The organism is Nonomuraea sp. NPDC049784, assembly GCF_040659615.1.
Lineage (GTDB): Bacteria > Actinomycetota > Actinomycetes > Streptosporangiales > Streptosporangiaceae > Nonomuraea.
Genome location: NZ_JBFAMX010000390.1, coordinates 1 through 9,656, shown reverse-complemented (window position 1 = coordinate 9,656; position 9,656 = coordinate 1). Strand labels below are relative to the sequence as shown.

Here is a 9,656-nt window from a genome sequence, read left to right as displayed (position 1 = left end):
ATGTTCGAGGCGGGCATCCTCGACCCGGCCAAGGTGACGCGCTCCGCGCTGCAGAACGCCGCCTCCATCGCGGCGCTCTTCCTCACCACCGAGGCCGTCATCGCGGAGAAGCCCGAGAAGACCCCTGCCGCTCCGGCCATGCCGGGCGGCGGCGACATGGACTTCTAAGACGCTCTTCGACTTCGTCTCGGTCGACCTCCACCGGGCGGCCGCGATCGCGGGCCGTTTCCGCGACGGCGTCCGCGCCCTTGTCGCGCAGGGGGCTCGCGGACTACAACCGAGGCTGACGGCCGGGACGTCCCGGCGATGCGGCCCAGCCCGCGCCGATCACCGTCACAGCCCCGGCCACGACGAGCCCCAGCAGTACACCGGCGACCACCAGCGTGAGCTCGTCCGGGCGGATCAGCGGCTGGCCGCGCAGCGCCTGCCACAACGTGAGGCCGGTGAGTCCGGCGTACCCGGCGGAGGCGACGAGGACGAGCCGGGTTCGGACGGTCTCCGCACCCAGCAGAGGTACCCGCCCGGCCAATAGTGACAGCAGTATGGCCAGCAGAGGCAGCACCTGCAGCGCATGGATGCCGATGAAGTGCGTGACCCGCAGGTCGCCTCCGGCGGTGTTCCAACCGGTGACCGGCATGATCGGCCCACCGTCCACGACGCCCACGCTGTGCCCGCCGATGATCCCGGCGAAACCGCCGTCGCGCAGCGAGTCCCGCTGCGCGGCGGTCGGCCGGGTCATCATGAAGGCCACCCCCATGCCGAACAGCGAGATGACAGTCCCGGCGCGTACCGCCCAGGTGAGCGGTCGGCCGCCGATCTGCCGGCGCATCAGGAAGACGGCGACGACGAGGTTGGCGAGCCAGAGCAGGGCGATCGACGTGGCCATGGTGGCCCACAAGACGGCGTCGAGGGGGGTGGCGACGTTGAAGTGGCTCTGGCGGCCCCGCACCACCTGGCCGACGATGATCACGTACTCGATCGCCAGCGAGGCCGCGATGACCGCCGCGGACCATCGGACCAGCCGATGCCGTGGCAAGTAGGCCACCAGCCACGACCAGGTCACCGCGTAGATCACGATCGACACCGCGAACTTGAACGGTTTGAACCAGATCGGCGCACCGACCAGGACGCGATCGTCCAGCACGATTCCGGCGAGCGAGATCACAACGAACGGCGCGGTCGCGGCCGCGACCAGCAGCAGCGGCCGGTGCCACTCCTTGACGCCCGGCCATGGAGTCGTCTCGTGCATCGCTGCCATCTCCCTGTCGTCAGCCCGGAGGGGACGTCGCTCCAGGTGCGGACCATGCGACGCATGCCAGCAGCATCGATGGGACAGGAGGTTCGCGGATCGCGGCGGCGGCGAGCTTGTCCGTTTCGCTGGGATTTCTGTCCGCATAGCTCAGCCGCTCACTCGTATGGTGGAGCCATGGTGGGGCGGCTGATCGTCGTTGTCGGTTTCGACGGCATCGAGCTCGTCGACGTCGCGTGTGTGACCACCGGCTTCGACTTTGCCAACAAACAGGGTGCCGACCCGGCGTACCAGGTCGTGTTCGTGACCCCGATGGGTCGGCCCGTGCGGTCTGACTCCGGGCTCGAGTTGTCCGGGCAGGGCCGGATCGACGGGATGGACGGCCCGATCGACACCCTGATCATCTCAGGTGGGCAGGGCCACGAGGCCGCCGCCGCCAACCCGCGGTTCGTCAGCCACGTCGTACGGCTCGCCGGGCTGTCGCGGCGGGTCGCGTCGGTGTGCACCGGGGCGACCGTGCTGGCCGCCGCCGGGTTGCTCGACCACCGGCGGGCCACCACGCACTGGTACGAGGCCGGACGGCTCGCCACGCGTTTCCCTCAGGTGCACGTCGACCCGGCGCCGATCTTCGTGCGGGACGGCGCGGTGGCGACGTCGGGCGGGGTCACGGCTTCTCTGGACCTCACGCTCTCCTTCATCGAAGAGGACCACGGAGCCGAGATCGCCCGTCGCGTGGCCATGGGCATGGTCACCTACCTGAAGCGTCCCGGGAATCAGGCGCAGGTGAGTCTGTTCAACAAGATTCCGCACTCCGACCAGGTCCTGGTGCGGCGGGTCATCGACCACGTGATCAGCCATCTCGACGGCGATCTCAGCGTCGCCGGCCTTGCCGCGCTCGCGGGGGTGAGCGAGCGGCATCTGAGCAGGCTGTTCGTCGAGTACGTCGGCCGGACCCCCTCGCGGCTGGTCCGCGATGCGCGCCTCGAAGCGGCCTCCCTGCTGCTCACCGCAACGCGCGAGCCGGTCGCCGCCATCGCCCGCCGCTGCGGGTTCGCCTCCGCCGAGTCCTTACGGCAGGCGTTCGTGGCATGGGCCGGCGTCTCGCCTTCGCGGTTCCGGTCCAGCGGACCCGGTTACGCCTAGCCGTGCTCACCTCTTGATGAGGGCGTCGAAGGCCGTGCACAGGAGGCGGACGCTCTGCTGGAACTTCTCGTCCTGGCTCGGGAGAGGTGTCTCCTGGAAGACGTACGGGAAGCGTTCGCGCAGGTCGGCGGTCTCTGCGGTGACGGCCGGTGTCTGGGGAGCGCTCTGCTCCTGGAGGACGAAGCCGGTGACGTGGCCGAGGAGGGTGTCGGCGGCGATGATGCGGGGCTCGCTGGGGACGCCGGCCTCCACGAGGGTTCGCAGGAGACGTTCCATGAGGGACAGGGCGCCGGGGCTGAGCATGCTGGGGCTGCCGGCCAGCAGGATGGCGCCGCCGGGATGTCGCTGATGGCCTTGCTGCCTCACCAGGTGACCGGCAGCCGCCACACCCCGTAGGCAAGCGCGCTCTCGCGCATCGGGACCTCCTCCGGCGCGACCGCCAGGCGGAGGGTGGGGAAGCGCTCGAACAGCGCACCGTAGGCGATGCGCATCTCGATGCGGGCGAGTTGTTGTCCCAGGCACTGGTGCACGCCGTGCCCGAAGGCCAGGTGCTGCCGGGCGTTGCCGCGGTCGAGCCGCAGGGTGGCGGGATCGTCGAACCGCTCCGGGTCGCGGTTGATCGCGGGCAGCCCCATGACCACGGTCTCGCCCTTGCGGATGAGCCGGCCGCCCACCTCGACGTCCTCCAGGGCGGCGCGGTTGGGCGCACCCATGTGGACGATGGTCAGGTAGCGCAGCAGTTCCTCGACCGCGGTGTCGGTCAGCGAATCGTCGACGCGGAAGGCGTCTAGCTGCCCAGGGTGCCGCAGAAGGGCGAAGGCGCCGAGGGCGAGCATGTTGGCGGTGGTCTCGTGCCCGGCCACCAGCAGGGTCAGGGCGATGTTGGTCAGCTCCTCGTCGCTCAGGTCGCCGTCGGTGATGAGGCCGCTGATCAGGTCTTCCGCGGGTTGGGAGCGCTTGTGCCCGACCAGGTCGCGCAGGTAGCCGGCCAGGTTCGCCATGGCGGTCATGGCCTGCGCCTCGGAGTTGTCCAGGTCGACGAGCAGGGTGGTCTCTTTCTCGAAGAACTCGTGGTCCTCATAAGGGACGCCGAGCAGTTCGCAGATCACGAGGGAAGGGACCGGGAGCGCGAACGCCTGCACGAGGTCGACGGGCGGACCGGACTCGGCCATGGCCTCCAGCCGGCCGGCGACGACCTGGGCGATGCGCGGTTCGAGAGCCTTCATCCTGCGCACGGTGAACTGACCGGTGAGCAGGCGCCGATACCCGGTGTGCCCGGGCGGATCCATGTTGGCGAACCAGCCGGGCGCGGCCGGCTTGTCGTGTCCGCCGGGGCGGACGTTCGGCCGGGGTAGCGGGGAGTGCTTGAGCTCTGGCCGGACGCTGAAGCGGGAATCGGCCAGGATCGCGCGGGCGGGGTCATAGCCGGTCACGAGCCAGCCGACATGGCCGTCAGGGAAGGCCAGGCGGGCCAGCGGCTGGGAGGCGCGGTGTCGCTCCAGCTCGGGAGGCGGATCGAACGGGCAGCCGGGCTCACGCCGGACGGGCAGGGTCACCGGGGTTTCGACGTTCTGATCGCTCATCGGGTCAACTCCAATGCGGGGTCGCAGCCCTCTGCGTTTCTGACAGTGGACTCTCTTGTGAGAGTACACCATCATTTTTTGAGTACGGCAGAATGAGCACATGGGCAACGGCGGGCTACGCGAGCGCAAGAAGGCCAGGACCAGGGAGACGATCCTCCGCGAAGCGTTCAGGCTCTTCCGCGAGCGGGGCTACCACGCCACCACCACCGAGCAGATCGCCGAGGCCGCGGAGGTTTCCCCCGCCACCTTCTTCCGCTATTTCCCGACGAAGGAGCATCTGGTCACGCTCGATCGGTTCCCACCGCTCATGGAGGCACTCGAGGCCCAGCCGCCGGGCGCGCCGGTCACCGTCCTGCGGGGTGCGTTGCGTACGGCGTTCGCCTCCTTGACGGCCGAGGAGATCGCGGCCGGACACGCGCGGGAGGTGTTCGCGACGACCGTTCCCGAACTGGTGGCGGCCAACCTGCGCAGGACCCCCGGCTTCCTGCGGGAGGTCAGCGAGTTGCTGACGGACAAGACGGGGTACGGGCGGGACGATCCCCGGCTGCGGAACGCCATGGGGGCGGTCTTCGGGATCGTGGCCCTGGTCTGGCTGGAGTGGGCGCAGGACGCCTCAATGGACGGGCCCGCCGAGCTCGACCGGGCACTGGAGCATCTGGAGTCGGGGCTGGGCGCGTGACCGCGCCGGTCAACGCCAGACGACGTCGTCGAGGAAAGCCTCCACGGCCGTTGTCACCTGACCGAGGACCTCGGCGCTTCTGAAGAGCGGCCCCGGCACCATCATGCCGTGGCCGGCGTCGGCGACCTCGAGCACGTACGGCGTCAGCTCCCGCGCCAGCGCGCCGTCCCAGAAGTCATCCGCGGTGCCGCCGACGAGGAGGAACGGCTCCGTGGCGCGGCGCAACGCGTCCACGCACGCGGGAATCGTGAGCAGCGGCGTCAACCAGACACCCGGCAGGCCGCGGTCCGCCGCCACGGCGGCGCCGAACGAGCCGAGCGACTTGCCGATGAGCAGCGGCGCCGCGAGCCCGTCCACGACCGGCGCCACCTGCTCACGGACCCAGGGCAAGCGCTCCTCCAGCGGCCGGCCTGGCGGTGGTGTCCACGAGATCAGCTCGAGGTGGGCTCCCCGGCGAGCGGCGGCTTCGCCCGCGTAGGCGAGCAGCCCGGCCAGCGGTCCGTAATTCCCGCCGGGGATGACGACGGCGTGCCGGTCGGAGGCGGCATTCATGGAGGTCAGGCCAGGCCGTGCGCCCGGCACCATTCTTCGACGCTTCCCGACCTGGCCTCGGCCGCCTGCCGCCAGCTCGGATCCTCGGCGATCGCCTCGGGGACCGAAGCGTGGGGAGGCAGCACGGTGACGAGCCCCGTGATCCGGAAGACACGCAGGATGCGCTCCACGTCGGTGACGAGGGTGAGCGTGCCACCCTGCGTGCGCTGCCGCTTGAGGCCGCCCACCAGGACCCCCAGGCCGGTCGAGTCGAGGAACTCGACCCCGCTCATGTCGGTGATGACGTGGCGGATGCCTTTGCCCGCCAGGTCCACCAGCCGCTGGCGAACCAAGGGAGCGGTCTCCACATCGACCTCGCCCGCGACCTTGAGCACGGCGCAGTCGCCGACCGGGCCGATCACCTCTAATTGAAAGTCTCGCATGTGGCGACACCCACTTGTCATCGGTGACAGTGACAGGTAAATCTGTAGCGGTACAGTAGCTTGCCCGAGAAGTCGCTGTCAATGCCTACATATCTATGTCATTGTCCACGATGACACCGGGGGGACGGATGCGGGTGGAAGAGGCCATCGGCCGGCAGATCGCGCGCCTGCGGACTGAGCGGCGGCTGTCGCTCACCGAGCTGGGCGAGGCCCTGGGGCGCTATCTGGACAGGCCGTGGAGCCGGCAGGCCGTTCACCAGGCCGAGCGTGGCCAGCGCTCCTTCACGGCCGCGGAGCTGACCGGCCTCGCCCTGGCGCTGGACACGTCCATCCCGGCGCTGTTCCGGGTGGAGGACGGCGGGGTCGAGCTGCCCGGCGGGGCCGTCACTCCGGAGGATTACAGGGGCGTCCTGCTCAACAGGGAGCGGGAGTCGCCCATCGACGGGGTCGAGGAGCTGATCCTCGCCTTGCACGACATCAAGGCCGTTCTCTCCCGCCCCGCGCTGGCCCGGCTGGCGCGGATCGGGAGAGTGGCCGATCAGGTGTAGGGAACCGACCTCAGCCCAGGTTCAGCAGGGGTACGAGGTACTCCTCCTCGTACTCCAGGTGGGCCTCGACCTCCCCGGTGAGCCGGTTGACCTCGTTCAGGAGCGTGCCGGGGGACAGGTCGTCGGCGGCGAGGAGGGTCTGGAGCTGTTCGAGCAGCCGCTGGACCACCTCGTGCTCGGCACGCAGCCGCGCCATGACCTCGGCGAGCTCCGGATAGCGGTCCTCCAGCGCCGGGAACACGAACCCGTCCTCGCGTGAGTGGTGCTCGTGCAGGTTGTTGCACATGGTCAGGCAATTGACGCGCAGCTGCGCGCCCAGGCTAGAGCCCGACGCGGCGACCTCCGCGCGGATGCGGGCCAGCTCCCTGCGAAAGGCGTCGTGCACCAGCTTGAGCGCGTCGCCCAGAGGGCCGGCGGGCGGGCCGAAGATCGGGATGAGCGCCACCACGGGCAGGATCCGGCCGGATGTGGCCTGGTAGCGGCCCCAGCCGGGGTCGGCCTCGACAGCGCGGGCGAACAAGCGCTCGCGTTCCTGGCCCTCCAGCACGAGCGCCTTCGCCTGATAGGTGAAGACGCCGTCCTCTACGGTCACCTGCGGGTTGGCGAGCAGGTTGTGGTACCAGGCCGGGTGCCGGGGCGCGCCCCCGGCCGAGGCGATGACCAGGATGCGGTCGCCGTCGGGCAGGTAACCGAGCGGCGTCGTATGGGACGCGCCCGTCTTCGCTCCGACGGTCGTCAGGAGGAGCAGCCTGGCTCCTTCGAACGGGCCGCCGACCTGGCCGCGGTTGGCCCGGAATTCCTCAATGATCTGCTGGTTGAAGTCAATGGGCATGCGTGTATTCGCTCCAAGGCGGGATGGATGTGATGACGTGGGAACCTCGCGCGCGCAATGCGCGGCGGGGGCATGTGCGCTCAGGCACGCCCAGTGATATGTGAAGCCACGGCGTCATCCCCCTTGATACGGCGCCTCCATGCCGCCGCCGTCCTCCGGGCCGGCGTCACGCGACGCGACGGCCATTACAGGCGAATCCAGGGGAGGATGTCAACTCGGATATCGAAGAGACGCAGGCGAGAGTCGAACTCGCTCGGACAGGATTTGCAATCCTGCCTCCGCAACCGGCGAACTGCGCCAAGCCGCCCCGGCCCCCGTCGGGTCGAGGCGGAAGTGCGCGAGGACGGAGTCGAACCGCCACAGCCGAAGCGTCCGGTTTACAGCCGGGTGGGCTCACCGACGTGCCCAGCTCGCGCATGGTCGGCCAGCGGCCCCAGCAGGATTCGAACCTGCAACAGACCCGGCTTCGTAGGCCGGCGCTCTCTCCATTGAGCTATAGGGCCAGAAAATGAATGGTTCGTACCCCGTACCGGACTCGAACCGGCGATTTCCCGGGTGAAAGCCGGGCGTCCTTACCGCTAGACCAACGGGGCTTTGAATTTCGTTGCGGACATGCTCTGACGTGGACCGACAGGATCTCGAAACCTGAACTCCTGCTTGCAAGGCAGGTGTGATGCCTTTTCACCATCAGCCCAAAGAAAAAGGCCGCCCGGTACGTACCCGGCGGCCTCTGGACGGTCTCTCGCGAGGGTTATCCAGAAGCCGTGCCGGCGAGCACGAGCGCGCCGCGGCACGCCGCGTGGCGGCAATAGACGCGTTCGGCTGCGAATCGCATGGCTGGCCTTTCCTTTCGTTCTTCCGACGTGCTCGACAATAGCCGGTGAGGCTCGGCGATTGCCAATGATTTATGGTGAGGTATGCGGATCGGAGAGCTCGCCGCGCTGATCGGGGTGTCCACCCGTACCGTGCGCTACTACCACCAGCACGGCGTCCTGCCGGAGCCGCCGCGCCTGGCCAATGGCTACCGCGAGTACGGCATGCGGGACGCCATCGCCCTGGCCCGCGTCCGTCGCCTCGTGGAGCTCGGGCTGAGCCTGGAGGAGGCGCGCGACGTGATCGCGGACGACCGTTCCAGGCAGCTGCCCGAGCTCCTCGCCGAGATCGACGCGGACCTGGCCAGACAGGAGCACGAGATCCGGGCACGCCGCGCCCGCCTGGCCGAGGTGCTCGAGCGGGCCGAGACCGGAACGCTGGGCCCCGACGACACGGCCTCGCCCGACCTGCTGGCGTTCCTGCGCGCGGTGGACCTGCCCGCCTCAAAGGCGGCGGCCTGGGACCGTGACCTGCTGGTGCTGATGGACAGCGTGGCGACAGAAGGCGATCGGGAGCGGGCGTTCGCGATGTTCGGCTCGCTGGCCGCCGACCCGGAGGTGGCGGCGCGCGGGCACGAGTTCTACCGGAGGCTCGACGCGCTCGCCGACGCCTCGCCGGACGATCCGAGGGTGGCGCCGCTGGCCGCGATGCTCGCCGACTACAGCGTGGAGCACGTGCTGACGCACACGGGCCCGCACGGCTGGGAGCCGGGGGCGGTGGAGCCGTTCCTCGACGGGCTCGCTCCCGCGCAGGCCGAGGTCGTACGGCAGGCGATGCGCCTCATCGCCCGCCGCTGACGAGCGGGGCGACTCCGTCGAGCACGCAGTCGAGGCCCTCCTCGAAGTCGGGGTTGGCGTCTTCGCCCTCGATGACCCTGGCCAGCGCGGGGTAGCGGCCGGTGGCCAGCATCCGGGTGAGGTACGGGCCCGAGGCGATCTGCCACTCCTGCTCGTTCATGCCGGTGGCCCGTTCGGCCCGCAGCTCGGTGATCTCGCGCCTGACCGCGCCCAGCACGTACGCGTTCACGGTGCCGACGACCCGCATCACGGTGCCGGCCGGCGCTTCCCCCAAGCAGGCCAGTGAGGCTTCGAGGAACGCCAGCGCGTTGGGCCCGAGACGGGGCCGGCTGCCCAGCAGGTCGGCGAACCACTCGTGGCGCAGGGCGGCCTGCCGGGTGCGGCGCGAGAGATCCCCCAGCACCGCCCGCCAGTCGTCTCCGGCCGGCCCGGAAGGGACGATCTCTCCGTAGACCTCGTCCACCATCAGGTCCAGCAGCTCTTCCTTGGTGGACAGGTAGCCGTACAGCCGCATCGGGCCGGCGTCGAGCGCGGCGGCGACCTTGCGCAGGGACACCGCGTCGAGCCCATCGCGGTCGGCTAGGTCGATGGCCGCGCGGACGATCCGCTCCCTGCTCAGCGGGCTGGGCGCCGGCCGGCTCGGCGGCTCCGGCCGCTCCCAGACGAGCATCGGTTCCTGTGGTGCCGTCATCGCATCGCGCCTTCCCTAGAACCTGCAGCCCGATGATACACCGTCCGTCCTGATACAGTGTATTGACCAATACAGTGTATCGAAGGGAAGTCTCGTGATCTCTCCCCGCATCGCCGTCGTCGGAGCAGGGCTCGGCGGCCTCACCCTCGCCCGGGTCCTGCAGGTCCACGGCCTCCCCGTCACCGTCTTCGAACGCGAACCGTCACCGGACGCCCGCTCCCAGGGCGGCACCCTCGACCTGCACGCCGGCGGGGGCCAGACGGCACTGGACAGGGCCGGGCTGCTCG

The 9,656-nt window shown here is 69.8% G+C and carries 11 protein-coding genes, 5 tRNA genes and 2 pseudogenes; 6 read left to right on the top strand and 12 right to left on the bottom strand.

Annotated features, from left to right (window positions below):
* Window positions 1-168 (top strand): annotated as a pseudogene (gene groEL, locus AB0J09_RS44420) (chaperonin GroEL); the annotation flags it as partial.
* Between the two features lie 103 nt (window positions 169-271).
* Here the strand turns inward: groEL and AB0J09_RS44415 are convergent.
* Entirely contained in the window at window positions 272-1,249 is a 978-nt protein-coding gene (locus AB0J09_RS44415) for a hypothetical protein (RefSeq protein WP_360705243.1), read from the bottom strand.
* A gap of 177 nt (window positions 1,250-1,426) precedes the next feature.
* Between AB0J09_RS44415 and AB0J09_RS44410 the strand changes: the two genes are divergently transcribed.
* Complete coding sequence (locus tag AB0J09_RS44410) at window positions 1,427-2,392, top strand: helix-turn-helix domain-containing protein (protein ID WP_360705240.1); 966 nt, start codon at window positions 1,427-1,429, stop codon at window positions 2,390-2,392.
* Between the two features lie 6 nt (window positions 2,393-2,398).
* On the opposite strand, the gene AB0J09_RS44405 is transcribed toward AB0J09_RS44410, so the two are convergent.
* Together AB0J09_RS44405 and AB0J09_RS44400 are read right to left on the bottom strand one after the other, a co-directional pair.
* A complete protein-coding gene (locus AB0J09_RS44405; RefSeq protein ID WP_360705237.1) occupies window positions 2,399-2,758 on the bottom strand; it encodes a TetR/AcrR family transcriptional regulator C-terminal domain-containing protein in 360 nt (119 codons plus the stop codon).
* Window positions 2,755-3,975, bottom strand: coding sequence for a cytochrome P450 (locus AB0J09_RS44400; RefSeq protein ID WP_360705236.1), 1,221 nt, complete (start codon window positions 3,973-3,975; stop codon window positions 2,755-2,757). Before AB0J09_RS44400 ends, AB0J09_RS44405 begins: the two co-directional genes overlap by 4 nt.
* Window positions 3,976-4,075: 100 nt before the next feature.
* Between AB0J09_RS44400 and AB0J09_RS44395 the strand changes: the two genes are divergently transcribed.
* Entirely contained in the window at window positions 4,076-4,654 is a 579-nt protein-coding gene (locus AB0J09_RS44395; protein ID WP_360705233.1) for a TetR family transcriptional regulator, read from the top strand.
* A 9-nt stretch (window positions 4,655-4,663) separates the two neighbouring features.
* Here the strand turns inward: AB0J09_RS44395 and AB0J09_RS44390 are convergent, their stop codons facing one another.
* Together AB0J09_RS44390 and AB0J09_RS44385 are read right to left on the bottom strand one after the other, a co-directional pair.
* Complete coding sequence (locus AB0J09_RS44390) at window positions 4,664-5,206, bottom strand: hypothetical protein (protein WP_360705230.1); 543 nt, start codon at window positions 5,204-5,206, stop codon at window positions 4,664-4,666.
* Between the two features lie 86 nt (window positions 5,207-5,292).
* Window positions 5,293-5,628: pseudogene (locus AB0J09_RS44385) on the bottom strand (STAS domain-containing protein); the annotation flags it as partial.
* A 110-nt stretch (window positions 5,629-5,738) separates the two neighbouring features.
* On the opposite strand from AB0J09_RS44385, the gene AB0J09_RS44380 reads away from it, so the two are divergent.
* Window positions 5,739-6,176 carry a helix-turn-helix transcriptional regulator gene (locus AB0J09_RS44380; protein ID WP_360705227.1) on the top strand — a complete coding sequence of 146 codons (438 nt, stop codon included), beginning with the start codon at window positions 5,739-5,741 and terminating at the stop codon, window positions 6,174-6,176.
* A gap of 10 nt (window positions 6,177-6,186) precedes the next feature.
* On the opposite strand, the gene AB0J09_RS44375 is transcribed toward AB0J09_RS44380, so the two are convergent.
* The 6 genes from AB0J09_RS44375 to AB0J09_RS44350 form a co-directional block, all read right to left on the bottom strand.
* Complete coding sequence (locus tag AB0J09_RS44375) at window positions 6,187-7,008, bottom strand: nitroreductase/quinone reductase family protein (protein WP_360705224.1); 822 nt, start codon at window positions 7,006-7,008, stop codon at window positions 6,187-6,189.
* 228 nt (window positions 7,009-7,236) lie between these two features.
* A tRNA-Cys gene (locus AB0J09_RS44370) sits at window positions 7,237-7,307 on the bottom strand.
* Window positions 7,308-7,342: 35 nt separating this feature from the next.
* Window positions 7,343-7,424 (bottom strand) — tRNA-Tyr (locus AB0J09_RS44365).
* A 12-nt stretch (window positions 7,425-7,436) separates the two neighbouring features.
* Window positions 7,437-7,511: transfer RNA gene (locus tag AB0J09_RS44360), tRNA-Arg, on the bottom strand.
* Window positions 7,512-7,528: 17 nt separating this feature from the next.
* A tRNA-Glu gene (locus AB0J09_RS44355) sits at window positions 7,529-7,601 on the bottom strand.
* A 30-nt stretch (window positions 7,602-7,631) separates the two neighbouring features.
* Window positions 7,632-7,702: transfer RNA gene (locus AB0J09_RS44350), tRNA-Ala, on the bottom strand.
* A gap of 223 nt (window positions 7,703-7,925) precedes the next feature.
* Between AB0J09_RS44350 and AB0J09_RS44345 the strand changes: the two genes are divergently transcribed.
* Window positions 7,926-8,678, top strand: a complete 753-nt coding sequence (locus AB0J09_RS44345) for a MerR family transcriptional regulator (protein WP_360705221.1) — start codon at window positions 7,926-7,928, stop codon at window positions 8,676-8,678.
* Here the strand turns inward: AB0J09_RS44345 and AB0J09_RS44340 are convergent.
* Entirely contained in the window at window positions 8,662-9,369 is a 708-nt protein-coding gene (locus AB0J09_RS44340) for a TetR/AcrR family transcriptional regulator (RefSeq protein ID WP_360705218.1), read from the bottom strand. The genes AB0J09_RS44345 and AB0J09_RS44340 overlap by 17 nt on opposite strands.
* Window positions 9,370-9,463: 94 nt before the next feature.
* Between AB0J09_RS44340 and AB0J09_RS44335 the strand changes: the two genes are divergently transcribed.
* Window positions 9,464-9,656, top strand: a 193-nt coding sequence (locus AB0J09_RS44335) for an NAD(P)-binding protein (RefSeq protein ID WP_360705215.1), incomplete at its 3' end; no start/stop codon positions are given.

What these genes read in the sequence shown, in the direction of transcription:
- AB0J09_RS44415 (WP_360705243.1), bottom strand. Translation starts at nt 1,249, where the DNA reads ATGCACGAGACGACTCCATGGCCGGGCGTCAAGGAGTGGCACCGGCCG.
- AB0J09_RS44410 (WP_360705240.1), top strand. Translation starts at nt 1,427, where the DNA reads ATGGTGGGGCGGCTGATCGTCGTTGTCGGTTTCGACGGCATCGAGCTC.
- AB0J09_RS44400 (WP_360705236.1), bottom strand. Translation starts at nt 3,975, where the DNA reads ATGAGCGATCAGAACGTCGAAACCCCGGTGACCCTGCCCGTCCGGCGT.
- AB0J09_RS44395 (WP_360705233.1), top strand. Translation starts at nt 4,076, where the DNA reads ATGGGCAACGGCGGGCTACGCGAGCGCAAGAAGGCCAGGACCAGGGAG.
- AB0J09_RS44390 (WP_360705230.1), bottom strand. Translation starts at nt 5,206, where the DNA reads ATGAATGCCGCCTCCGACCGGCACGCCGTCGTCATCCCCGGCGGGAAT.
- AB0J09_RS44380 (WP_360705227.1), top strand. Translation starts at nt 5,739, where the DNA reads ATGACACCGGGGGGACGGATGCGGGTGGAAGAGGCCATCGGCCGGCAG.
- AB0J09_RS44375 (WP_360705224.1), bottom strand. Translation starts at nt 7,008, where the DNA reads ATGCCCATTGACTTCAACCAGCAGATCATTGAGGAATTCCGGGCCAAC.
- AB0J09_RS44345 (WP_360705221.1), top strand. Translation starts at nt 7,926, where the DNA reads ATGCGGATCGGAGAGCTCGCCGCGCTGATCGGGGTGTCCACCCGTACC.
- AB0J09_RS44340 (WP_360705218.1), bottom strand. Translation starts at nt 9,369, where the DNA reads ATGACGGCACCACAGGAACCGATGCTCGTCTGGGAGCGGCCGGAGCCG.